25 protein-coding genes are annotated in these 24,513 nt (G+C 66.0%); 5 read left to right on the forward strand and 20 right to left on the reverse strand.

Features of this window, described 5'->3' with window-relative positions; translation table 11 throughout:
• Positions 1–35: 35 nt before the first annotated feature.
• From J1M43_RS14635 to J1M43_RS14645, 3 genes are all read right to left on the reverse strand, one after another.
• Positions 36–1,151, reverse strand: coding sequence for an acyl-CoA desaturase (locus J1M43_RS14635; protein ID WP_307823541.1), 1,116 nt, complete (start codon positions 1,149–1,151; stop codon positions 36–38).
• Positions 1,152–1,306: 155 nt separating this feature from the next.
• Entirely contained in the window at positions 1,307–1,573 is a 267-nt protein-coding gene (locus tag J1M43_RS14640) for a hypothetical protein (RefSeq protein ID WP_033105256.1), read from the reverse strand.
• Between the two features lie 180 nt (positions 1,574–1,753).
• Positions 1,754–2,941, reverse strand: coding sequence for a glycosyltransferase (locus J1M43_RS14645; protein WP_241245248.1), 1,188 nt, complete (start codon positions 2,939–2,941; stop codon positions 1,754–1,756).
• A 146-nt stretch (positions 2,942–3,087) separates the two neighbouring features.
• Between J1M43_RS14645 and J1M43_RS14650 the strand changes: the two genes are divergently transcribed.
• From J1M43_RS14650 to J1M43_RS14660, 3 genes are all read left to right on the forward strand, one after another.
• Positions 3,088–3,351 (forward strand): glutaredoxin family protein, encoded by a 264-nt coding sequence (locus tag J1M43_RS14650; protein WP_033105258.1) that lies wholly within the window; start codon positions 3,088–3,090, stop codon positions 3,349–3,351.
• 49 nt (positions 3,352–3,400) lie between these two features.
• Entirely contained in the window at positions 3,401–4,792 is a 1,392-nt protein-coding gene (locus J1M43_RS14655; protein ID WP_052166756.1) for an MFS transporter, read from the forward strand.
• A gap of 69 nt (positions 4,793–4,861) precedes the next feature.
• Positions 4,862–6,628: an aldehyde dehydrogenase family protein gene (locus J1M43_RS14660; protein WP_241245249.1), complete on the forward strand. Its 1,767-nt coding sequence runs from the start codon at positions 4,862–4,864 to the stop codon at positions 6,626–6,628.
• Positions 6,629–6,723: 95 nt separating this feature from the next.
• On the opposite strand, the gene pip is transcribed toward J1M43_RS14660, so the two are convergent.
• Positions 6,724–7,689 carry a prolyl aminopeptidase gene (gene pip, locus J1M43_RS14665; protein WP_200880947.1) on the reverse strand — a complete coding sequence of 322 codons (966 nt, stop codon included), beginning with the start codon at positions 7,687–7,689 and terminating at the stop codon, positions 6,724–6,726.
• Between the two features lie 99 nt (positions 7,690–7,788).
• Positions 7,789–8,667: a neutral zinc metallopeptidase gene (locus J1M43_RS14670; protein WP_033106323.1), complete on the reverse strand. Its 879-nt coding sequence runs from the start codon at positions 8,665–8,667 to the stop codon at positions 7,789–7,791.
• A 58-nt stretch (positions 8,668–8,725) separates the two neighbouring features.
• On the opposite strand from J1M43_RS14670, the gene J1M43_RS14675 reads away from it, so the two are divergent.
• Positions 8,726–9,715, forward strand: a complete 990-nt coding sequence (locus J1M43_RS14675) for a malate dehydrogenase (protein WP_033105260.1) — start codon at positions 8,726–8,728, stop codon at positions 9,713–9,715.
• Positions 9,716–9,783: 68 nt separating this feature from the next.
• Entirely contained in the window at positions 9,784–10,254 is a 471-nt protein-coding gene (locus J1M43_RS14680; RefSeq protein ID WP_033105261.1) for a recombinase family protein, read from the forward strand.
• Positions 10,255–10,262: 8 nt separating this feature from the next.
• Here J1M43_RS14680 and J1M43_RS14685 read toward each other — a convergent pair whose 3' ends face one another.
• From J1M43_RS14685 to J1M43_RS14755, 15 genes are all read right to left on the reverse strand, one after another.
• On the reverse strand, positions 10,263–10,688 hold the full coding sequence (locus J1M43_RS14685; protein ID WP_206477141.1) for a hypothetical protein: 426 nt from the start codon (positions 10,686–10,688) through the stop codon (positions 10,263–10,265).
• Positions 10,681–11,415: a hypothetical protein gene (locus J1M43_RS14690; protein ID WP_033106324.1), complete on the reverse strand. Its 735-nt coding sequence runs from the start codon at positions 11,413–11,415 to the stop codon at positions 10,681–10,683. Before J1M43_RS14690 ends, J1M43_RS14685 begins: the two co-directional genes overlap by 8 nt.
• A 133-nt stretch (positions 11,416–11,548) precedes the next feature.
• On the reverse strand, positions 11,549–12,106 hold the full coding sequence (locus tag J1M43_RS14695) for an SMI1/KNR4 family protein (protein ID WP_206477142.1): 558 nt from the start codon (positions 12,104–12,106) through the stop codon (positions 11,549–11,551).
• A complete protein-coding gene (locus J1M43_RS14700) occupies positions 12,103–12,600 on the reverse strand; it encodes a hypothetical protein (protein WP_206477143.1) in 498 nt (165 codons plus the stop codon). The genes J1M43_RS14695 and J1M43_RS14700 overlap by 4 nt, the downstream gene beginning before the upstream one ends.
• A 77-nt stretch (positions 12,601–12,677) precedes the next feature.
• On the reverse strand, positions 12,678–13,379 hold the full coding sequence (locus J1M43_RS14705; protein WP_206477413.1) for a hypothetical protein: 702 nt from the start codon (positions 13,377–13,379) through the stop codon (positions 12,678–12,680).
• A gap of 93 nt (positions 13,380–13,472) precedes the next feature.
• Positions 13,473–14,105, reverse strand: coding sequence for a hypothetical protein (locus tag J1M43_RS14710; protein ID WP_206477144.1), 633 nt, complete (start codon positions 14,103–14,105; stop codon positions 13,473–13,475).
• A gap of 4 nt (positions 14,106–14,109) precedes the next feature.
• The gene (locus J1M43_RS14715) at positions 14,110–14,811 is read right to left on the reverse strand and encodes a hypothetical protein (RefSeq protein ID WP_206477414.1); all 702 of its coding nucleotides are present in this window, start codon (positions 14,809–14,811) and stop codon (positions 14,110–14,112) included.
• Between the two features lie 290 nt (positions 14,812–15,101).
• A complete protein-coding gene (locus J1M43_RS14720; RefSeq protein WP_206477145.1) occupies positions 15,102–15,521 on the reverse strand; it encodes a hypothetical protein in 420 nt (139 codons plus the stop codon).
• A complete protein-coding gene (locus J1M43_RS14725; RefSeq protein WP_206477146.1) occupies positions 15,518–16,072 on the reverse strand; it encodes a type VII secretion system-associated protein in 555 nt (184 codons plus the stop codon). Before J1M43_RS14725 ends, J1M43_RS14720 begins: the two co-directional genes overlap by 4 nt.
• Before the next feature lie 32 nt (positions 16,073–16,104).
• On the reverse strand, positions 16,105–16,683 hold the full coding sequence (locus tag J1M43_RS14730) for a hypothetical protein (RefSeq protein ID WP_206477147.1): 579 nt from the start codon (positions 16,681–16,683) through the stop codon (positions 16,105–16,107).
• A complete protein-coding gene (locus J1M43_RS14735; RefSeq protein ID WP_206477415.1) occupies positions 16,683–17,384 on the reverse strand; it encodes a hypothetical protein in 702 nt (233 codons plus the stop codon). Before J1M43_RS14735 ends, J1M43_RS14730 begins: the two co-directional genes overlap by 1 nt.
• Positions 17,385–17,481: 97 nt before the next feature.
• Positions 17,482–19,176, reverse strand: coding sequence for an ABC transporter substrate-binding protein (locus tag J1M43_RS14740; protein WP_206477148.1), 1,695 nt, complete (start codon positions 19,174–19,176; stop codon positions 17,482–17,484).
• Between the two features lie 10 nt (positions 19,177–19,186).
• Entirely contained in the window at positions 19,187–19,411 is a 225-nt protein-coding gene (locus J1M43_RS14745; RefSeq protein WP_206477149.1) for a hypothetical protein, read from the reverse strand.
• 105 nt (positions 19,412–19,516) lie between these two features.
• A complete protein-coding gene (locus J1M43_RS14750) occupies positions 19,517–19,795 on the reverse strand; it encodes a WXG100 family type VII secretion target (RefSeq protein ID WP_241245250.1) in 279 nt (92 codons plus the stop codon).
• A 76-nt stretch (positions 19,796–19,871) separates the two neighbouring features.
• Positions 19,872–24,506 (reverse strand): FtsK/SpoIIIE domain-containing protein, encoded by a 4,635-nt coding sequence (locus tag J1M43_RS14755; protein WP_206477150.1) that lies wholly within the window; start codon positions 24,504–24,506, stop codon positions 19,872–19,874.
• Between the last annotated feature and the right edge of the window lie 7 nt (positions 24,507–24,513).

The raw sequence follows: 24,513 nt of genomic DNA on the forward strand, positions 1-24,513 counted from the left end.
GTCCGCCGCCGAAAGGGCTTGCAGACTGGTGCGAGCTACGCCCGACCGAACTGCGCCACAGCGGGGCAGTCGAACGGATCGGCGCCCGCAGAGAGTCCCACGCGGTTCAGGTACTCGATGACGATCGCGTACGACTTGAGCAGGCTGGTCTCGGTGTACGGCACGTCGTTGGAGAGGCAGTAGTCGCGCACGATCTCTCTGGCCTTCGCGAGGTGCGGGCGGGGCATGTTCGGGAACAGGTGATGCTCTACCTGGTAGTTCAGGCCACCCATGAAGATGGTCACCCACCAGCCGCCCGAGATGTTGCGCGAGGTGCGAACCTGCTTGGTGAAGAAGTCCAGTCGTGCACCCGGCTCGATGATCGGCATGCCCTTGTGGTTCGGCGCGAACGCCGCACCCATGTAGACGCCGAAGACGGCGAGCTGCACACCCATGAACGCGAACGCCATTCCGAGCGGGAGCAGCAGGAAGACCGGCACCAGCACAGTGGCCAGGCGTGCCGTGATGAGACCCAGCTCGATCCAGCGGCCCTTGACGTCTTTCTTGGTGAGCAGGTACTTCAGGCCGAGGTAGTGAAGGTTCAGGCCCTCAAGCGTGAGCAGCGGGAAGAACAGCCACCCCTGCCTGCGGGTGATCAGTCGGATCAGGCCACGAGACTTGGCTGCGTCCTCTTCGAGGAACGAGACCGTGTCGACTTCGATGTCGGGGTCCTTGCCGACCTGGTTGGGGTTGCCGTGGTGCTTGGTGTGCTTGTTGTCCCACCACGAGTAGCTCATGCCGACGAGTCCGACGAGGATGCGCGCAAGCCGGAAGTTCGCCGGCCCGGACGTGAGCACCTGTCGATGCGCAGCCTCGTGCGCGACGAAGGCGATCTGCGTGAAGATGAGGCCGAGCGCGCCGGCGATGAGCAGCTGGAACCAGCTGTCGCCGAGCAGGATGAACCCCGTGACCGCACCGCCGAGGGCGAGCACGATGCCCAGCGCATTGAGCAGGTAGAACCACTTGGTGCGCTGCAGCAGCCCCATCTCGCGGACGACCTGCGACACCTCTTTGAACGCGCGCGCCATGGGTGGGAAATCCGCGTTGCCGGAGTACGTCTGACGTACCGGTCCGAGGATGCTGGTCGTTTCGACGACCGTTGAGGTGGAGATGTTGCTCTCCTGTCGATCGGAGCCCTTGAGCTATGAAAGCCAAGGGCGGATGCCGTTCGCTTACCTCAGGCTAACGCGACCCGCATACGCGGGTAGGCATACGTTTCTCAGCTTTCCGGGTCCGAATCGAAGATCAGCGGCGGCACGGCCGGCGATCACGAACGCGCACGGCTGAGGTGGCGGCGCAGTGTCTGCGTGATCGAACGGGTCTTCCGACGAGCCGAGCCGTCGAGGGCGCGCCGCGCATCGGCGAGCGTGGCGAATGCGCCGAGTTCGGTGCCGTGGCTGTCGCGGGTGACGTGACGTGCACCGTCGAGCTCGACGAAACCGGCGAATTCGCCGTCTCGGGTCGCGACGTGCACATCGTCATCTGCCTGTTTCCAGGTCAGTGGTGCGGATGGATGGGTGGAGGTACTGCTCATTGTGATGCTCATTGCTTGGTGGGGGCGCGCACGCGCGCCTCATGTTCTCGAGATCAAGAGCGGATGCCGCGCGCGTCGGTGCTACGCGGTCCTTTACGGCCCTGATCAGTGGCGACGTGATGCGCCGAAATCACGGCGAATCCTTCACGTTGCAGGATGAGTCTAGCAGACCAGTGCGACTCAGAGCTCGCCCGGCCGCATCGCCTCGGCATCGATCGCACGGATGATGCGCTGTGCGGCGGTGTCCGGTTCCGGCTCGCGAGCAGCCGACGCGGCATCCGCTCCGGAACGCCCGCGACGGGGCGCATAGACGAACAGGGAGTGGAAGAGGAAGCGCGCGAAGAACGCGACGATCAATGAGAGGCCGGTGGCCAACACGCTGGAGATGTGCCACGTCTCGACCATCAGTGCCATGATCGGGATGCGCAGGGCGGCCTCGACGTTGTTGAACGTGAAGGATGCCGCGAAGCGGGCACCGACTCCGCGGGCGTCCGGGCGCATGTCGCCGAAGACGAAACGCTCCTGCAGGAAGAAGTTGCCGACGATGGTGACTTCGGCGCCGATGATCGCAGCCCAGATATAGGGCATCCCCATCGTCGTGAGAACCCACATGATGGCGAGGTTCGCGACCGCACCGATGCCGCCGATCAGGGCGAAAAGCGACATCTTGCCGAAGCGCAGCCGCGTGAGGTGGGCGATGAACGTCGCGCCTTGGCGCAGCGATGCCTTCGACGTGCCGTTGCGGCGCTCGGAGAACTCCATCGGCACCTCCGCGATGCGCACATCCGATCGGGCGAGGATCTCGAGCAGGATCTTGAAACCCTGCGGGCGGAGCCCCGGCAGGTCGAGGCTCTGCCGATCGACGAGGAAGAAACCGGTCATGGGATCGGTGCTGGTGGCCAGTCGGCGGGGGAACATCGCCTTGGTGAGCCAGGTCGCCGCCCGCGAGACACCGAACCGCATCGCAGTGCCGAGTCCACGGGAGTCGCCGCCACCCATGTAGCGCGATGCCGCGACGATGTCGACGTCGCCCTGCTCGAATCGCGACAGCAGCTGAGGGATCACCTCAGGCGGATGCTGGAGATCGCCGTCCATGACGATGCAGACGTCGCCCGCGGCCTCCGAAAGACCCAGCGCGACGGCCCCGCCGAGGCCCCCGGTGTTCTCCGTCCGACGGATCACCCGCACGGGCAGCCCTGCACCGGCGGAGACGCGTTCGACCTCCCCCGCCGTGTCATCCGTGCTGTCGTCGACCACGAGGATCTCCGCTTCACGGCCTGCGAGGGCCGCCGCCACACGGGCGATGAGCTCGGCGATGTTCTCGCGTTCGTTGAACGTGGGGACGATGATCGTGACAGCAGTGCGCATGTTTCGTCCCCTCTGATCGCGCTGGTCAGCCGGAACCATCGTTTCATGTTCCGCCATGAAGTTTCGCTTCCAGGACGCAGCTGTGCACTGCGCCTCGCCCGACTGGTTTCAGCGCCTACTCATCCGCACGCCGATATCCTGGATTCATGACTTCTCCCGCTTCTGACTCCATCACCCTCTTCGGCGCCGATTGGTGCCGCGACTGCATCCGCACGAAGAAGCAGCTCGATGACCTCGGCGTCGAGTACACCTACGTCGACCTCGTGGCGGAGCCGGCGGCAGCCGACGTCGCCAAGGAGATCTCGGGCCGCACGAACATCCCCGTCGTCGTCTACCCGGACGCGTCGCACCACGTCGAACCTCGCAACGAAGACGTCGAGTCGAAGCTCCGCGAGCTCTCGCTGATCTGACGCTTCGACAGGCTCAGCGACCGAGGAGTCGCGCCGCTACACTGGCGCCATGAGCACAGACGCTCGACCCGAACGAGCATCCGTCCGCCTGTCCGCGCGCACGATCGTGAACTATGCGATCGGCTCCCTCGGCACCGGCGGCTACTCGACGCTGCCCGGGCTCGTACTCACCTACTTCCTCACCGACAACCTCGGCGTCGCAGCCCTCGCCGCCGGCATCATCGTCACGACGGCGAAGGTGTGGGACGTGGTGATCGACCCGCTGATCGGCGCAGCATCCGATCGCCAGCTCGCCCGCACCGGCTCCCGGCGCGGATTCATGGTCATCGGCGCAGTGACACTGCCGGTCTTCTTCGCGCTCACGTTCGCCGTGCCGCCGTCGTGGGGGCCGGTGGCGAGCGCGATCTGCGTGCTGCTCGCCTTCCTCGGCACCGCGACCGCCTTCAGCCTGTTCCAGGTTCCGTACGTCGCGCTGCCCGCCGAACTCACCCGCAGCTACGACGAACGCACCCGCCTACTGGGCTGGCGCGTGGTCGTGCTGACCGCCGCGATCCTACTGTTCGGCGCCGGCGGCCCGATGCTGCGTCGCGCGACCGGCGATCCGGTCACCGGCTACCTGCTGATGGGTATCGTCGCCGGAGTCGCCATCGGCGTCGGCATGCTGATCGCGGCTCGCACAGCGGATGCTGCGGCGCAGGCCGTCTCGACGCAGCTCGCACCCTCGCCCGACCTGCGCACGCAGTACCTCTCCGGCTTCCGGGCACTGCGGCGCAGCCTGCCGTTTCGTGCGCTGCTGGGCACCTTCCTGCTGCAGGCACTCGCGACCGGCACGATGCTGGCCGGTGCTCAGTACGTCGCGACCTGGGTGCTGCGTGACGAGGCCGCGGTCGAAGTGCTCTTCGTCGCCCTGGTCGGGCCCGCCCTCATCGCGACGCCGGCTTGGACAGTGATCGCGAACCGCATCGGCAAGGAGCGGTCCTTCCTCGCCGCCAGCATCCTGTTCCTCGTCGCGTCCGCGACCATCACGTTCGCGGTGTGGGCGCCTGGGCCGTGGATCTACGCATCCGTCGCCGTCGCGGGCATCGCGTATGCCGGGCTGCAGTCGCTGCCCATGGCGATGCTCCCCGACGTGATCTCGCACGATGAGCGCACGACCGGCCCCGGGCAGGCCGGAACGTTCACCGGCATCTGGACTGCCGGCGAGACGATCGGCTTCGCGCTCGGCGCGACAGCCGTCGCGCTCATGCTCGCCGCGACCGGGTACGTCTCCAGCGTCGCCGGGGCGAGCACCGTCCAGCCGGATGCCGCGGTTGCCGGCATCGTGCTCAGCTTCAGCATCCTCCCCGCCGTTCTGATGGCGCTCAGCCTGATTCCGCTCGCCCGGTACAGCCTGCGCAGGCACGACATCGACGAGCTCGCATCGCGCTCGTTTGAGGAATAGCACAACAGCTTCACTGCGGTCCGCTGATCGATCCTAGGCTGAGCGCGTACCCGCACGAAGGAGATGCCGATGACGTCAGCGACCACCGTGACCCCTACCGCAGGACTCGACGAGACCGACCGCGATCGACTCGACACCGCGATCGACGACCTCGGCGCAGGAGCACGCACCTGGTCGGCGCTCACCGTCGGCCAGCGGGCGACGCTGCTGCGTGGCGTCCGCTCCGCCGTCGCAGCATCCGCTGAGGAATGGGCGCTCACAGCCGCGGTGTCCAAGGGCCTGAACGGCGCTCACCCGCTGCGTGGTGAGGAATGGCTCTCCGGCCCGTACAGCGCGCTCGGCGCCATCGATGCGTACGTCGAGACGCTCACGAGGCTGGCCGAGGGACGCAACCCTCTCGAAGGAATCCGCATCGACCGTGCACCCGGCGGACGGACCCGCGTGCACGCGTTCCCTCTCACAGGCATCGACAAGGTGCTGCTGTCCGGGTTCACCGGCGAGGTCTGGCTCGAGCCGGGTGTCACGCCGCGGGCTGCACGTGCCGGTGCCGGCCTCGCTCAGCGCACCCCGGACGCGTCCGGCGGCGTCGGGCTCGTGCTCGGCGCCGGCAACGTCACGTCGATCCCTGTACTCGACGTTCTCTACGAGCTGCTCGCCCACAATCGCACAGCGCTGTTGAAGGTGAATCCCACACAGGACGCGCTCGTGTCCGTCTTCGAGCATGCGTTCGCTCCTCTGATCGAGCCGGGGTTCCTGCGCATCGTCCGCGGTGGCGGCGACGTCGGCGCATATCTCACCGCTCACCCGAAGCTCGCCCACGTGCACATCACCGGTTCGGCGGCGACGTTCGACGCGATCACGTGGGGCACAGGGGCTTCGGGAAGACGGCGACGTCGCGAGGACCGTCCTCTGCTGAAGAAGCCGATCACCGCAGAGCTCGGCGGCGTCTCGCCGATCATCGTCGTGCCCGGCGAGTGGACAGACGCAGACCTCACCTTCCAGGCCGAGCACGTCGCGACCATGCGGCTGCAGAACGGCGGCCACAACTGCATCGCGGGCCAGGTCGTGATCATGTCATCCGATTGGGACCAGGCAGACGCCTTCCGCGCCGCGCTGCGCCGCGCCTACGCCAAGGCACCCGAGAGGGCGATCTGGTATCCGGGATCGGATGATCGGATGCAGCGCGCCGGCGACGACTACCCCGACGCTCTCGTGCTCGGTGACCGGCTCCTCGTGGAGATCGGCGAGGGCGACGATGCGACGGCGCTGCAGAACACCGAATACTTCGCCCCGGTGCTGGGCGTGGTCGAGGTCGGCGGTACGGGGCAGGAGTTCCTGGACGCCGCGGTGGCGCACGCGAACCACGACCTGCAGGGCACACTCGGTGCGAACCTGCTGATCGATCCAGCAACGCAGAAGGCGCTGGGCACCGGGTTCGAACGGGCCATCACCGAACTGCGCTACGGCTCGATCGCGATCAACGCCTGGACAGCGGTCGGTTTCATCACGCCGACGCTGACCTGGGGTGCCTTCCCCGGCAACACGCTCGCGGATGTCGGCAGCGGAATCGGCGTGGTGCACAACGCGCTGCTGCTCGACCGCGTCGAGCGCTCCATCATGCGCGGACCGTTCCGGCCCTTCCCGCGGTCGGCATCATCCCTGTGGCTCCTGAGCCTGTCGAAGGGCGGCGGAGGCCGTTTCACGATCCTGCCGAAGCCGCCGTGGTTCGTGACGGCACGCACCGGAGCGCAGGTGTCGGAGGGGCTCACGCGCTTCCGCGCCGACGGCGGAGTGCTCGGTCTGCTGAAGACGCTGCTCCGGGCGCTCCGCGCCTGAGCCGGGGCGGCACGGCGCCCCGGCGGGTCGTTGAGCGACGAGCGGAGCGAGGAGACGAAACGGGTTGAGCGAGCGCCAGCGAGTCGAAACCTCAGTCAGTCGTCGGCGAACAGATCGGCCGCGTCGCGCAGCGCCTGCTGGATGCCGGGTTCGGATGCCGCGTGCCCTGCGTCGTCGATGACCACGAACTCCGCCTCGGGCCAGGCCCTGTGCAGATCCCACGCCGTCATCATCGGCGTGCCGGCGTCGTAGCGGCCCTGCACGATGACGGCGGGAATGTGCCGGATACGGTCGACGCCCGCGATCAGCTGGCCCTCGCTCAGCCAGCCCCGGTGCAGGAAGAAGTGGTTCTCGATCCGTGCGAGCGCGACCGCCGCTGAAGGCTCGGTCATCGCGGCGACCACATCGGCGTCGGGGCGGAGCGTGACGATCGAGGCCTCCCATTTCGCCCAGGCGACTCCCGCCGGCACGTGCACCGCCGGATCAGGGTCGCTCAGCCGGCGGTGGTAGGCCTCTGTCATCCGGCTTCTCTCGAGCACAGGGATGGGAGCGATGAACTCCTCCCAAAGCTCAGGGAAGAGCACCGCCGCCCCTCCGTCGCAGAACCATTCCAGCTCGACGCGCCGGAGCGTGAATATGCCGCGCAGGATCAGTTCGCTCACGGCATCCGGATGCGCCTGCGCGTAAGCGAGCGCCAGGGCGCTCCCCCACGAACCACCGAAGACCAGCCATTTCGCGATGCCGAGATTCCTGCGCAGCAGTTCGATGTCGGCGATCAGATGCGCGGTGGTGTTGAATCGCAGATCGGCCGCCGGCTCGCCGGCGTGCGGGGTGCTCTTGCCGCAGCCGCGCTGGTCGAACAGCACGATGCGGTACTTCTCCGGGTCGAAGAACTGACGCTGCCATGCCGAGACGCCGCTGCCCGGCCCGCCGTGCAGGAAGACGACCGGCTTGCCCTCGGGGTTGCCGCTGACCTCCCATGCGATGCGCTGACCGTCACCCACGATCAGCATGCCGCTGTCGTACGGTTCGATCGGCGGATACAGTGCATCCAGCTTCATCGTCTTCTGGCCCCCGGATCAGTCACTCTCAACCGTCGGCCGACGGTGTTCTTCACCGTATCGTGCGGTGCGCGCAGGTTCCGGCAGGCTCTTCGCGGTTCAGGAGACCAGATCGATCCCGACCGAGGCATCGAACGTGTCGCACGTGCCGAGCCCGTCCTGATAGCCGCTGGCGAACCAGTACTGCCGGTTCGCGCTCGATCCGTGCGTGAACGACTCAGGGTTCGAGAACCCGGACATCTCCTGGATTTGGTCGTCGCCGACCACGAGCGCGGCGTTCAGCGCGTCCTTCAGCTGCGCCTCGGTCGGCGTCTGCAGATACTCGACCCCGTTCTCGTCCTCGAGTTCGGCGGCATCTGCCAGCCACGCGCCCGCATAGCAGTCGGCCTGCAGCTCGGTGCGAACGCCGTTGCTGCCGGGGCCGGTGCCGTTGTTCGGGTACTGCGTCATCACACCGGTGATGTTCTGGATGTGGTGGCCCCACTCGTGGCCGACGATGTACAGCTGCGCGAGTTCTCCGGCAGAGGCGCCGAACTGCTGCCGCATGATCTGGAAGAAGTCGGGGTCGATGTACACGCCCTGCTCCGGCGGGCAGTAGAAGGGCCCCACCGAGTTAGAAGCGGTGCCGCACTGCGTGGACGTCTGCCCTTCGAACACGTACAGCTGCGGAGGCGTGTACCCCTCGACGCGCTGCGCCCAGTAGTCATCCAGCAGCACCTGGGCGCCGGCCATGCGGCAGTCGTCCTGGGTGTTCGCGTCTTGACCCGTCTGACACTCGAGCACGGTGCCGCTGGACTCCGGGGCTCCGCCGCCCTGAGTTCCCCCGCCGACCAGACCCGACAGGTCGATCCCGAACAGCGGTCCCGCGAGCAGCGCGAGGATGCCGAGGATTCCGACGCCGCCACCGGCGATCGCCGCGGTGCGGCCGGGGCGACGCGTCCGATGGCCCGAGATGTCGGAGTCTGGGTTGAACGTCATGGGATGAGAGTACCGCGCGCACTGCGCCGTGTGCGGGGTGGCGGCGTAGTCTCGTCTCATGGCGACGACGATCACGATCACTGGTGCGGGCGGACAGATCGGATACGCGCTGCTGTTCCGCATCGCGGCCGGAGACCTGCTGGGTCCCGACGAGAAGGTGCGACTGCGGTTGCTGGAGATCCCGCAGGGTCTCCGGGCCGCCGAGGGTGCAGCACTGGAACTGCACGATGGCGCCTTCGACCTGCTCGAGCATGTCGAGGTGACCGATGATGCGGCTATCGGCTTCCACGGGGCGAACCTCGCGCTCCTGGTCGGCGCACGGCCTCGCGGCCCCGGCATGGAGCGCGCCGATCTGCTGGCGGCCAACGCCGGGATCTTCGGACCGCAGGGCAGGGCGATCGCCGAGCACGCCGCCGCTGATGTGCGCGTCACCGTGGTCGGAAACCCGGCGAACACGAATGCGCTGATCGCCGCGGCATCCGCCGAAGGCCTGCCAGCCGAGCGCTTCACCGCGCTCACCAGGCTCGACGAGAACCGCGCCCGCGCACAGGTCGCCGCCGCTCTGGATGCACCGGTGTCGAGCATCCGCCGCGTGCCGATCTGGGGCAATCACTCGGCGACGCAGTACCCCGATGTCTCGCACGCCACCGTCGACGGCCGCCCGGTGCTCGACGCGCTGGCCGAGCGGGTCGGAGACGTGCGCGTCTGGCTCGAGCAGACCTTCATCCCCCGTGTCGCGAAGCGCGGCGCAGAGATCATCGAGGTGCGTGGATCGTCGTCCGTGGCATCAGCCGCGAACGCCGCGATCGAGCACGCCCGCGACTGGGTGCGCGGCACGGATGACTGGACCAGCGCCGGCGTCGTCTCGCACGGCGAGTACGGGGTTCCCGAGGGCCTCATGTCGTCGTTCCCGGTGCGATCGGTCGACGGCGAGTGGCAGATCGTCGAAGGCCTGGAGCTGGACGAATGGGCTCGCGCGCGCGTGGACGCCTCGGTCGCCGAACTCGTCGAGGAGCGAGAAGCAGTGCGGGCGCTCGGGGTTCTGTAGCCCGATCTGCTGGAGCGGGTACCTGGTTGTCCGAGGCGCAGGGCACAATGGATGCTGGAGGTGCGCCGATGAGCGATACGACTGATCTGACGACCGGGAAACATCCCATCGGCGAGCCGATGACGAGTCCGCTGCACCTGCCGCATGCGGCGACGCAGTGCGAGAAGTGCTTCACCGAGCTGAAGCACGATCACGACTGGTGGCACGCACGTCCTACGAGTTCACGTCTGGTCGGACTGGTCGTCTCCCGTGAGGGGATGCCCTCGGTCGTGCAGCAGCGCGATGATCTGACCCGCTTCGGCGTTCCGATCGAGGGGTTCCGGCATCCGGCTCCTGAGATCCTCGAGAGCTGGCGCGATCGTCTGGCCCGCTTCATCGCGACCCTGCACAAGGGCGATGTGCTGGTCGTGGCCAACGTGCACGCCCTGGGGCGCGACCGTGACGAAGAGACGCGCACGATCACCGATCTGCGCCAGCGAGGCATCATCGTGAAGGTGCTCAGCACCGACTCCCGGCACCTCGCCGACGCGATGCGCTGACGCGAAGCTCAGTGCGTACGGGCGACGTGCCCGAGCCGGCCCGCGAGAGCGACGATCTCCTCTGTATCGTCCGCTGACACCGCCACCAGCGGATAGGCGTCGGGTTCCTCCTCGAGGTACACCAGCGCGAGGCCGTGCTCGTCGAGCATCTCGTTCGCGACGGCCACGGCTGTCGCCAGGTCGGAGTCGACATCCCCGACCGCGTCGAGGTCGACTGCGGTGGCGAAGACGCGCGGCAGACCGGCGAGAGCATCGGCGAGCTGCGCTCCGGTGTCCCCCGGCTCCAGATAGGCGAGCGCGCCGGCGTCGTCAAGGCCTTCGATCATGACGAGCCAGGGCTCGTCGACAGCCTGGCTCACCGCCGCGACGATCTGCGGATCATCGTCGAGCAGCCTGCACAGCCGTGCCCAGTCCTCGTTCATGCAGTCAGTCACCGTCCGGATCGTGCTGATCGCGCAGCGCGCCATCGTCGAGAAGCGGCAGATCGGCCCGGGTGACGACCTGGGAGGTCACGGCGTACTCGACCAGTCTGGCCCGGCGGTTGGTGGCGAGCTTTCCCGGACCACCGCGAAGGCCCTGCACACCCATGCGGTCGAGCTTGTCGCAGACGTTGTCGAGCTTGCGGTTGAACTTGCTCATCGTCCATCCGAGGCGCTTGGCGGCATCGCTCGACGAGGGCAGCTCGTTCATGCTGACTCCCTCTCGGCGCAGCATCGGCTCAGCAAGCGCGACCATGAGCTGCTTCTGCAGCGCAGTGAAGCTGGCCGGCATGACCGTCGTCTCACCGCTCATCGACCATTCCACCTGGCGGGAGACCTCGTACGGAGCCTGCTCGGTGTGAAGGCTCAGCTCGTAAGTCACCGGCCCGGCAGTGAACACGATCACGCTGCGCTCGAAGACGAGCGGCATGCGCGCACCGGGCGACAGCCACGACTGCACCGCGCCACCGGCGCTGGAGATGGTGGCTGCCAGACGCACCCCGACGTTCGCCAGCCACCACAGTCCGTCGTGATGCTGCAGCTCGAGGAAGTACCGATGCAGGTACGGGTTGTCGTCGACCTCGAGGTCACCCTCACGTCCGATGATGAACGGCCTGTCCACAGGCAGGTCGTGCCATTCTCCGGCGAACTCAAGCCGGAGCGGCGCTGCTTCGCGCGTCACACTCGGCTCAGCATCCTCATCCAGCGCCGTAGCACCATCGATTTCAGTCACGTATCGACCCCCTGGCGAATATCCTGCCACGGGAACAGCCCGGATGCCGGTGCATGACACCTGACGCAAGTGGATCAGATGATCACAGGTCGGTGATCCCGGCGGCCCGGGCCTCTTCCTGCATCTTGTCGATCCGACGTTTCGTGTACTCGATCATGCTGACGAAGAACTGACCGAAGCTGTCGAACGTATCGATGAGCTCTCCCTCGGCGAGCCAGAGCACTCTTGGTCCGACCGCGCCCTCTTCGATGAGCATCACGAACACGTCGGCCTGCTCGAGGCTCGCAGCGATCGGCAGCAGTTCCTCGGCCGATCGCCCGAGCTCCTCGAGCATCTCCGGTGCGTACTCGAACGACTCGAGCGCCGCTTCTCGAAGTTCCCCGGCGACCAGCTCACGCGAACCGAGCAGCGTGACCTCTTGATGGAAGCACTTCCAACCGTCGGCGAATCCGAGGAAACCGCGGTGCTCCTTGTCGAACGTGACGCCCAGCGCCAGCTCCGCTTCACGAATCGATTCTTCGGTCGCGGCGACTTCGGGAAGGTGGTTGGGGAACAGGCCCTTCGGATCCCACGCAGCCAGATTCTGCTTCGTCATCACCATCTCAACGATCGGCGGACGCCAGTCCTCGATGACGATCATGTTGGGTACTCGCCTCCATAGATGAAGTTTTTCGGCCGGTAGCCAACAGGATAACGCAGCGCTTGCGAGCCCAGGCTCGTATTGACCGACGGGTCAAGATCCAACCACGAGTGCGGATCCGGTATCCCCGTCCAGGTCGTATCCGGCACGTGACCGGGGTGACCGGTGTACGTTCCGCCCGCTTTCTCCGCAGCCGCAGCCGCCGATGCGTCGGTGCGCAACTCACCCTTCGTGCTCACACGACCGGTGGGAGAGAGATATCCATCCTTGCCGGCAGCATTGCACCCGTCGATGTACTCCTGGATCTGGGCCTTCTGATCCGGCGTCGCACCCTTCTTCGGATCGTAGAAGACCACCGGCCCCGAGGACTCGCCACTTCCGGGCTTGTGCGCTTTCGTCGAGTAATCGACGCCCTTGTCATTGCCGTCGAACGTGTCGTTCTTCTTGACCTTCTTGCCGAAGCCACCGATGTGCAGGCCCAGGTTGTCCGTCAACCCCTGCAACCTCTTCGAGTGCGTCGCAGCGTTCAGCACGGACTCGAACGCCTCCTTGAAGATCCGTCCGACACCCATCAGGCGTCTCCTCCGAAATCAAGAGCGGAGAACTCCGTGAAGAAGTTCGTCGTCAACGTCGAGATGTCCGCACCACGAAGACTCATCTCCGCCTGCGCATCCTCCAACGCCGTCAGATCCGCATAGAACTCATCCGAATCGCCCGCCGCCGCCTCAACCATCGGCGCATCCAGAATCGCATCGATCACCGCAGGCAGCTTCTGCGCCATCGGCTCGATCACCATCGGCGCCAACTGCTCCATCAACTGCTCCACCACGACATCCACCGCCGCGTTCAACAACCGCTTCTTGATCAACAGCATCGGACCAGCACCCGCCGCGCTGATCGGATTCGTCAACATCAACAACAACGTCCCCAACGTCGTGGTCACATCGAAGATCACCTTCATCTTCAAACCGAAGATCACATCCGCACCGACATCCATCGCCGTCGCCGCCGGCGGCATGATATCGAGCAACTGCTGCAGATTCTGCGAACGATTCGTATTCCACGCGCTCACCGTCGCCGGGCCCGTCTGCCCCCGCAAAGCGACAGCCATGTCACCATTCATCTTCCGGTCAACAGCCTGAATCACCGTCTCCAGATCCGACCCGAAATTCCGCACCAGAACAGCGCCCTTACGGACCTCATCCTCATCGATATCCGGCCACTCAAAACCCAGTTTCTCCATCACCCAGACAAGCTCATTCGGCAACATCATTCCCACGATCGCACCTCCTCCTGCAACGACTGTAGGCAGACGAGGCGAAGATCACGATGGGTAGCGGTTCCCATCTCACGGCACGCGCGCACGTCAGTCGCTCCCTGGATAGTCGATCTCGACACTGACGAATCGCGAATCGGGAATCTGCTTCACCTCGACGGCCGCTCCGTCGAGCGCACCAGGGCCAAGGCCCAGCCGGCTCTCGAGTTCGCTCTGACTGAGCGCGCTCAAGTCGCCCGATTCACTCGACGGCGCGAGGAACTTCATGTCGCCGTCTTTCCGCCCGTACTTGTCAGGATCGTCCTGCCCGATGGCATCCTCGTAGAGTTCCTCGACAAGCTGCTTCGGAACCGTCTTCGGCACACCCTTGACCTCGTCGACGATGTCGCCCGGGATGTCGTGAACGCTCTTGCCGACCGAGCGGCCGAGGTCCTGCATGGCGTTGTAGTCCGGGCTCGCATGCCTCGCGACGCGTCCTTGTGACTCGATCCCTCGGCTGACGTCGCTGAGGATGTCGTACTTCTTCGCGTGCGAAGTCGCCGGCTCCGCACGGTGCCTCGGCACGCTGTCCGCGCTGCGTCGGTCCAGACCGCGGATGGCGTCGGCATCCGCGCGATGACGACCTCCGCGCTTGCGGAATGCGCCGGCGAATCCGGTCTTGAACTCTCGCCCTGCGCCGTCGACGGCATCCACGAGTTCCTTCATGAGCTGCTTCAACTGCATGCTGTCACGCCCCCGAGATCTGAAGATTTGCGAGATCGGCCAGTAGACGATCGGTGAGCTCTTCGACATCGACCGCGTGTGCGTCCATGTCGTCGGCGGCCTGGTCGAGCGCCACCAGATCTGCGTAGAACTCGTCGACGTCACCGACGTTGTCCTCGACGACCGGAGCATCGAGCAGCGCCATCACCATGCCCGGAACCTTCTCGGCGAGAGGATTGAGCGCGAGCGGCAGCACCTCGTTGATCACCTGCTCGAGCGTCGCCTCCATGGCCATGGAGAAGAGCTTCTTGCGGACGAGGATGAGCACCGCGGCACCGCCGGCGCCGAACGGTCCGGCGGCCAGGAGCGGCACGAGCTGGATCAAGGTCAGGGTGACCTCGGCGATCACCTTGATCTTCAGCGCGAACACGATGTCCGCTGCGAGGTCGATTCCGGTGCTCGCCGGGCCGAGCACGTCGAGCAACTGCTGCACGTTCTCGGATCGGTTCCGGTTCCACGCCTCGACGTGGCCCGTGCCGATCTTGCCCTTCATGGCCGCCGCGATGTCGCCGTTTATGCGGCGATCGGCGGCCTGGACGAGCGTCTCCATGTCGTCGCGATAACCGCGCACGAGGGTCGCCGCCTGGCGAACCTCATCCTCGTCGATGTCGGGCCATTCCAGACCGAGCTTGTCCATGATCCAGATCAGTTCGTCCGGCAGCATCATTCCCACGGCAGCACCTCCGCAACGAAACTACCGATCCCGACGACGGATGCGCGATGGGGAGATCACCCCATGAGCGTGTTCCGGGTCGACTCGCGTGGGCCGGTTCACGTCCATCAACCGGCCCCCGACGAGATCAACCGCTCTATTCGGTGAGCTTGAGGGCGTCAGGGACGTAATACCGGATCGGTACAAGTCCCGTGCGTACGACCGCATCTCCGGCCTGCTCGATCAAAAGGCCTGGCAGACCGCGGGTGACTGGCAGCGCATCGGTGACAACCTGCGCGCCCCGATCAGTCCGTGTGTGCCCGGTGTCGGATCGCTTCGTACATACGGTCCGTCTCGGCGCGTTGCAGGGCCACTGTGGTGACTGATGCCGGGTCCACAGGTTCGAACGTATCCACCAGATCTCCGACCTGCTCAGCCGTCATCCGGTACGCCCGCTGGCCACCGCCCTGGTCACGGGCCATTCCGCTGGGCCACACATCGGCCTGCGCGCCCGCGACACCGATCCGCCAACCGAATGGTTCGAGCTCTTCTCGCACCAGGCACAATGCCTCGAAGGCATCGTCCGCGCGTGCCTCGGCCGTACCGAATCCGGAGCAGCGAATCTCCACCTCCCACGAGCGCGATCCATCGAACCGCCACATGATCGTGGCATCGCGTACGATCCCGTCGCGACTCACCTGGATCGTGCGTGACCCTTCGGTCATGCCTTGAGGATGTCAGCAGGGTCGATGACGAGCGCAACCTCGGTCCCGGGATTGAGAGCGATTCGAACGCCCTCGGGCAGCGACTCGGCATACTCGCGACCGCGGATCGTGGCGAGATCGGTGTACCCGGAAGCTGCGGCCTTCGCCGCGTCAGTGAAGGCGTACGCGAGGCGTCCGCCGTCTTTCGCAGTGGCGAGGAACATCCCACCTTCGGGCCTGCTGAAGATGACGACCTCGGATACAGCGAATTCCTGGTCCAGCTGCTCGCTCGTCATATGTCCGGCCCGCGCGAGTTGCAGCACGCGCTCGAGCTTGGTGGTCGGTGCGGGCCAGCCGCGCGCAGGCGGAGACGGCACGTAACGAGGGTTGGGAGTGAATTCCTTGCTCAACTCGCCGGCTTCGTTTGCGTGCCATGCCCCGACGATGCCTTCCGGCGGCACACGATCGACACCTGCGAACTCGGGATCGATCGCATACACCCACTCACCCGGATTCGCGCGAGCCTCCGCGCGGAGTGCGTCCGTAATGGGCGGCACCTTGGATGTCGTCATGCGAGGCTCTGTCCCATCCATGTCGAGGTCGCTCACTTTCCACCACTGTAATGCGGGTTCGGCACCCAATCGCCCAATGAACCCCCAGGGCCGACCGGGTGCGCACCCATGACGTTCTCACGCGGAATCCCACCCTGGAAGGTGATCTCGCGCTCCGGCCGGAATGAGTTCGGGCCGAACGGATTATCCGGGATCGTGGCATCGGCATCGATACCGCCTGGCGCATCGATGGAGTAGCGGTAAGCCGCGGGCCAGTTCAAGTCGGGGGTGGTGGTGGTGCTGACGAAATTAGAATGCGTGTTGTGACGCACGAAATCGTTGTAGTCGTTGTTACTCGCGTCCCGCACCTGGAAGCCCTCATCGAAGATCACGCTCGGCGGACGGTTATCGCCCCGGTACAGCGTTTCGTTCGTCGTGCGATCCACGCGGTTGGTGCGGCTTCCGGTCAGATCAGGGGCATCGGTCCCGTCGAGAAGCTTCACCTTCTGCTTCAACTCCTCGAGATGATCATCCATCTTGCGGGCGACCTCAGGGAGTCTGACATTCGCGTCCTTGCCGCCCTTGACCATCGCCTGCCACAGATCAGCGAACGCGCGTCCGAATGCAGACATCAGGCGTCTCCTCCGAAATCGAGAGCGGAAAACTCCGTGAAGAACGTCGACGTCAGCGTCGAGATATCTTGACCATGCAATTTCATCTCCGTCTGCGCATCTTCCAGCGCCTGCAGATCGGCATAGAACTCATCCGAATCCCCTGCGGTGCCCTCGACCATCGGCGCATCCAGAACCGCATCGATCACCGCCGGCAATTGCTGCGACATCGGCTCGATCGCCATCGGCAGGAGCTGATTCAGCAGTTGCTCCACCGCGACGTCGACCGCCGCGTTCAAGAGCTTCTTCTTGATCAACAGCATCGGACCTGCGCCCAGCGCGGTGATCGGATTCGTCAGCATCCCCACCAACGCGATCATCGTCGTGGTCACATCGAAGATCACCTTCAACTTCAATGCCAGAATCGCTTCCGCACCGACATCCATCGCCGTCGCCGCAGGCGGCATGATGTCGATGAGCTTCTGCAGGTTCTGCGCACGGTTCGTGTTCCATGCGCTCACGGTCGCGGGCCCTGTCTGACCCCGCATCGATGCGGTCAGATCGCCATTCATCTTCCGGTCCACCGCCTGGATCACAGACTCCAGATCGGTGCCAAGATTCCGCACGAGCGTTGATCCTTTACGGACCTCATCCTCGTCGATGTCCGGCCACTCAAAACCCAGCTTCTCCATCACCCAGACAAGCTCATTCGGCAACATCATTCCCACGGCACAACCTCCAAAGAAAACCCTATGCGGCGCAGGCACCCACTCGCGATGGGGAGAGCAACCCACACGACAGACCGGCGTACGTCGCCGCTCACGGCACTGCCGCCCATTGCGAGACGCCCGAGGTCAGCGACGCGACTGCTCCGTTGCGGGGCGCGACACCCGTCACGTCGCGATCGACGATCGTGAGCACCGGACCGCCAGTGATCGGAAGGGCGACAGCCGCCCGGACGATCGTCGCCTCGATCTTCGCCAGAAGATCGCGCGCCTCGTACACATCGGTCGTCTGAGCGAGCTGCGCGATCAGCGCGTCACGATCAGGATCCGACTGACGGACGATCGAGGCCGCACTGTCGCTGCCCCACTGGGCCGCGATGTCGCCGGGCGTCTGCGGGAGCGGTACGCGAGCGATCACCGCGTCCCAGTTGCGCTGTTCGAGGGCGGCATCGAAGTCATCTGCGCTGCAGTCCGTGATCGTCCAGCCGGCCTCTGCCGCAGCATCCCGCATCCCGGCGAACGCCCCGACGGCGAACTCGCTCCCGCGGTCGTAGAGCACGCAGACCGGGGCTCCCGCTGCGATGCCTGCGGCTTCGCGCTCCAGCGGCGGCTCGCCCTGAGTGGTGCCGAGCGCCTGTGTGAACCCAGAGTCCTCGTTGACGACCTCGTATGCACGTGAATCAGCCGACGTCGTCATCGACGTGGTGGGCGAATAGGAGGTGCGCCACTCGCCTGCACCCCGCTCGATCAGGTCGCTCGCCGGTACAGCATGCAGGAACGCCGTTCGCGCCTGCACACTGGTGAACACACCTGTCGGCTTCAGCAGGACAGCCCAGACCGTTCCGTCACGGGTGGTGCTGACGACGAGATCTCGACGCTCGAGTGCGCGGATCGGCTCTTTGTTCGCCGCCACCGGGGTGGTCTGCACGACATCCAGTTCGTTTCCCATCGCGGCGAGCGGGTCATCGCCGCCAGGCACGAGCTCGATGCGCGCCAGCTGCGGCGGCGTGAGCCCGCGGTACGCGGCATTCGGCACGAGAACGACCTGCTGACCGCCGTCTGCCACTTCATCGACTCGGAACGGGCCGCTGGAGAGCAGCAGTTCGTCCGCGACCTTCCCGCCGTCCAGTGCGAACCCCTCGTTCCACACGTCGGCCATCTTCTGGAGCGCGGCGTCGTCATGGGTCTGGATCGCCGTGATGGCGGCCTGCTTCGCCTCCATCGCATCGTCGATGCCGAGAGCACGGGCTCCGAGCACGTGGGCCGGCACCGGCGCAGTGACGGCCGTCTGCCAGTCGCTTCTCGGATACGAGGTCACGTCGATCGATCGTGCGAACTCGTCGATGCTCGGGACATCGCTGTCCACAGCATCCGGTGCCGCGGCGTCCGTCTCAGCCTCGCCGTCCTGCTCGAAGTACCCTGCGGCGGCGGCCCATCCCATCAGCAGATCGGCTGCGTCGAGTGGGATGCCATCCGACCACGACGGCTCGGCGAGGTCGTAGCGCACCGTGAACGGGTCATCGCTGACGATCTCCACCGTGCCGAAGCCTTCGTCTGGAACGAAATCGCCGTCGACCATGTCGCCGAAGTCGCCTCTTGTCATCTGCGCGATGTCGATGTTGCCGGGCGTCGGCGACGCGGCCACGTTCGTCGACGTGAACGCACCGGTCCATCCCACGACGACCTTCGTATCCGGAACGACCGACTCCGGCAGGGCCGGAGAACAACCCGCCAGAGTTAACACGAGCGCGGCTGCGACAAGCGCGACAGCGCGATGACTCCCCCTCATGCCGTCGCCATCACGCGTAGTCGGTGTCGTCGCCGCTCTCCTCGGCCATGGCCCGGAACGGCTCGCTCTCTTCGCTCTCGAGCCAGGCGCGCGCGTGCTCCAACAGCACGGCTGGCGAGTCCGCAGCCTCTTCGGCCGTGGCGAACGGCCCGATGGTGTCCTCAGACGGACGCTCATCGGCACGTGTCACCGTCTGGTTCGACAGGTTGTACCAATAGCTCTGTGATCCGCTCATGTTCCCGATTCTATTCGTCGCTCTTCTGCAGGTGATCCGGGACAGCGAAAGGCCGTGGCGACCAGTCCCCCCGAACCGGCCACCACGGCCTCATGCTGTGCGAACTCAGAGCTGGTCGGAGTCGCGGATCTTGTCGGCCATCTGGTCGAGCGCCGTGGCCATGTCGTTGACGGCCTCTGCGGCGTCGTCGAGCGAGGACGTCAGCTCGTCGTATGCCGTCGAGTACTGACCCGACGCGTTCTCGGTCTTGAACCCGTCCTGCACCAGGTCCTCGATGACGCCCTGGAGTTCCTTCAGGGTGTCGGTGACGGTCGTGCGACCGTCACGAAGGCGCTGAGCTGCGCTTTCCATCTCGCTGTACGTTGCACCAAAGTCATGTGCCATGAGAACTGCCTCCCGCGTTCGTCTTCCGGCCTGTCTGGCCCTGTTCAGGCCCGTTCGGCCTCGTCAATGAGAGTAGTCAACGATTGCGCTCCCGCAAACGGGGAGCGCTACCCATGTCACCGCTACCCATCGCCGAATCCACCGAACCGGCAGGGGTCTGCGCGACGGCAAAGGCAGCCGGGACGACAGCGACAGCCGGGGCTACCGGCTGCTCGGGGACGAACGGCATCTGCATCGTCACCATGCGACCTGCCTGCACGAAGATTCCGCGCCCGACGGGGAAGTCCGATCTCTTGACGCGGCTGAACGCCGTCTTGAAGATCGATTCGCCGTCGTAGGTGTCCGGCTTGAGGATGATGCCCTGCCGGCCGGTCTTCCACTCGCCGAGCACACCGACGCTTCCGCTGGCGCGGCTGATCTCGGCCTCGCCGATGAGCAGATGGTCGCTGTTGTTCATCGCCTGCAGCAGCGTGCGCATCGGCCGATCGGCCGGCCCGTCCGCCAGGTGCGGGATGTCCTCGATGACGATCATGATGCGGCCGTCGACCGTATCGCCGGCGACGAGCTCGGCGAGCTCTGTGACGAGCTCCTTCTCGTCTTCCGGCTTGATCGCACTGCGCACCCACGGACGGAAGTCCTTGAGCTCGGCGCGACGGCTGCCGAGGTGGTACATGCGCACGTTCGGGTCGAAGCGCTCCATGGCCACGACCAGCGCCCGCAGCGCGTTCGTCCTGCCCGAGGCCGGAGGGCCGGAGATCACGAACGACCCGATCGGCTCGAATCCGCGCGGTTCGAGCGTGTCGTCCGCGATGCCGAACACCGGCAAAGAGTCGACCGTCGCCGGCATGTCCGTGACCGGGACCATGGTGGGCAGCGCACCGATCTCAGGCAGGTCTCGGACGCCCTGAGAACGCAGTCGCTCTGCCAGTGCGCGCAGCGCCTTGGTCTGCTCGACCACGTTCGTCGTGCCGCCCAGCACCGCGATCTGCGTCTCGTGACCGTCGATGATCGCCCGCCCCGGAGCCGACTGCTCGTCAAGGATGTCCCTCGGCGCGCTCAGCAGCATGTACTGGCTCTCGTCGCCCATGCGCAGCACGACGCGGCGGGAGATGTTGGATGCCACGGCGCTGGGCACCGCGTTGCCGCGATCCGCCGTGATCACCGTGTGCACGCCGAGCGTGCGCCCCTCACCGAGGATGCGCATGAAGGTGCGATAGAACGGTGCACGTCCTGGCGCGTACTCCCAGTCCTTCTTGAACTCGGGGAAGTTATCGAGCAGCAGCAGGATGCGCGGCATGTTCGGATCGGCGATGTCGCGATATTCCTGGACCGTTGCCGCGCTCGCGGCCGAGAACGCGGCCGAGCGACGATCCATCTCGCGCTCGAGCGTGCGGAAAAGGCGTTGGATCCGCTCGGCATCCGCACCGTCCACGACCGAGCCGACGTGCGGCAGGTCGGCGAGCGGGCCGAGGGCACCGGAGGCGAAGTCGATGCAGTACACCTGAACGCGGCCTCGATCAGGACGCATGCCGGCAGCGGTGGCGATGGTCTTGAGAACCGTCGACTTACCCGATCCCGACGTTCCGTACACGACCAGCGAACCGTCGCGGTCGGGCACGAACACAGCTGCTTCCTGAACCTGCTTCTCCGGCACATCCATCATGGCGATCGGAATGCGGGTGTCACCCTCGTTCTCCAGATCCTCCAATTCGACGACTTCCGCGAGATCGTCGAGCCACGGACGACGCGGATGCGGCAGAGCCGCCACCTCGCGAGCACGGATCAGCGTCGACACGATGCGCTTCTGATCGTTCGGACCGAGGTCCTCATCGTGCGTCTCCGCTTCCGCAGGGCGATCCGGCTCCCAGTCAGCGGTCGATCCGAAGCGCAGTTCCGATGCCCGCACCTCGACCGAGCCGGTCTCGTCCTCCGATGTCCAGCCACCGGCGTAGGCCGACTGGAAGGGCACGAGCCGGCCGGGGCCCGTCTTGGCGATCCCGCGACCGGGGATCGATGCGGGGAAGCTCGCCGCCACCGGATCGTCGACGACGTCGCGGGAATCGTCCTCGTCCGCCATGCGCAGCGCGATGCGCAGGTTGGTGTTCGCACGCAGGTTGTCCTTGATGACGCCGGCAGGGCGCTGGGTCGCCATGATCAGGTGGATGCCGAGGGACCGGCCGCGCTGCGCGATGTCGACGACCCCGTCGACGAACTCCGGCATCTCGGATGCCAACGCCGCGAACTCGTCGATCACGAGCACGAGGGCCGGGGGGCACTCCGGGTCCTGACGCTTCTCGAGCTCGAGCAGGTCCTTGGCCTTCTTCCGGTTCAGGAGGTGTTCTCGGTGGTGCAACTCTGCGCGCAGGCTCGTGAGCGCGCGGCGCACGAGGTGCGGGCTCAGGTCTGTCACCAGACCCACGCAGTGCGGCAGCTCGACGCAATCGGCGAAGGCCGATCCGCCCTTGTAGTCGACGAAGAGGAACGTCACGCGGTCAGGGCTGTGGGCGGCGGCCATGCCGAGCACCCAGGCCTGCAGGAACTCTGACTTTCCGGCACCGGTCGTGCCTCCGACGAGAGCGTGCGGGCCATGAGTCCGCAGATCGAGCGCCATGGCGTCGCTCGCACCCTGGCCGATGATCGCGCGCAGATTGCCGGCCTTCTTCAGTCTCGGTCTGGGGGTGGGCGAGCGGTCGACGATGGTGTTGTTCTGACGCCACCGCTCGATCACGACCTGGGGGTCCTCAGCGATCGCCGGATCCACGAGCTGCAGGAATCCCACGGTGCTCGGGATGTCGGAGGCGTCGTGCACCACCGTGCTCGCGTCCACCACGGGCGCCATACGCTTCGCGAGCATGTGCATGTAGGCGTTGGAGACGCCCTCGATCCGCACGTCGTCGAAGTTCTCGCCGGTGCGCACGAGTCCGACGCTGGCGGCTTCGAGGCCGTTCGTCACGTCGATGTAGCTACGGCAGACCGCCGGGAGCGACTCGACGGTCGGCGAGACGAACACCGCATGGACGCCGTAATCGGCGCCGCGGTCCAGCACGTCCGTGAGCCGCCCACGATCGACCGGCGCGTCACTGCTGACGAAGACGATCACCGAAACAGGAACCGTCTTCTTGTGATCGCTCGCCGCCCGAGAGACGTCGGTGCCGTACAGCAGCGGGTTCCAGTCGTCCTTGAAAGGCCCGCGCGGTTCGTTGCTGTCGGCACCGCCGGAAGCTGCGCGCTGCACGTAGTCCTCCAGCATGCTCAACAGCGCGGCGCCCGTGGGTGCGGAATCGGCGAGCGCCACGCCCTGGAACGGGCTCTTCTCGCTGGAGGTGTGCGGCATCCACTTGAGCCAGTCGAGCTCGGCCGTCCACGCCGAATCCGCGAATGCCACTGAGACCACATCGTTGGGGGCATGCAGTCCGAACAGTTGGACGGCGATGCCGCGCATCGCGTCGGCCGCGAGTGCCTGGGGGCCCGCGATCCCGACGGATCCGGCATCCGCGAACAGCTCGAAGATCGGCACATCATCCACCGATTTGTACCGCTCCTGCAGCCGTTCGATCCGCTCGAGGAACTCCGGCAGTCCGTCGGGCGTGTCCATCTCGGCGATCATGTTGCGGGCGGGCAGTGTGCAGCTGCCCAGCCGCAGACCGAGGAAGTTCCAGTGCTCTGGGCGCCTGGTCCACAGCAACGGCCCGAGCCGCATGGCATGGTCGAACACCTCGGCCACAGGTGGCGCCTCGGCGTTACGCGCCTGTTCCTCTTCCGGTTTGCCGCGGAAGAACTGCTCTTCGAGCTCCTCGTACTGGCGCTCGAAGAGCACGAACTCGTGATTGGAGCTCTTCTTCTCCTGCACCGACTGGTTGATGATGTTGCCGAGCGCCATCAACGGCGTCATGACGATCATCAGCAGCGAACGCGGGTTGCCGTTGAGTGCGTAGAGCGCCATGCCCATCATGATCGGCGTGATCAGGATGGGCCAGGGGAAGATCTTGCCGAGCTTCTCGGTAGGAATACGCGGTGCTTTGAAGCCCGCGCCGGGGTAGCGCACTTCGACGCGCGGACTCCTGTTGAACATCAGCCCGCCGCCGCGCTCGATGATCGGCTCTTCGGTGGCCGTGCCGTCGTACGACCGGGCGAGGCGCAGGACGAGCGTCGTCGCGCCGATGATGAACGGCTCTCCCTCTTCGAGGCGGACCCGCTGCACGGCGACGCCGTCGACGAGCACTCCGTTGGCGGAGTTGAGGTCGACGACCTCGATGTGCTGACCGGCCTCGATCCGAGCGTGGCGCTTGGAGACCATCGAGTCCGCGAGGACGACGTCGCTGGCGCTGTCGCGCCCGAGGACCACCTGGCCGGACGAGATGGGGAACTCCTGGCCGGTGAGGGGTCCCGCGATCGCACGCAGCACGCCCACGATCTCGCGCTGACCCGTGGAGACGTAGTCGGGACCGTAATTGAGGATGGATGCTGCGAAGCCGGAGCCGATCGCCGCTTCTCCGATCGGGATGTCCGGCTGCAACGGGACCAGCCGCTCGGCCATCGGCGGAGCGACGGCCAACGTCAGCACGTCGCCCTCGGCGACCGGGATCGACCGGGTGGGGTCCGCCTCGGCGATGTGGCGCGCCACGTCTCCGGCAGTCGCGGTCGAATCCGTGGTGACCACGATGTCGACCGGATCGCCCGTCTGGCGGTGCAGCGTCAGCTTGAGTCTCATTGGTCTC

Origin of the sequence: Microbacterium sp. KRD172 (genome assembly GCF_017168295.1) — a bacterium.
Lineage (GTDB): Bacteria > Actinomycetota > Actinomycetes > Actinomycetales > Microbacteriaceae > Microbacterium > Microbacterium profundi.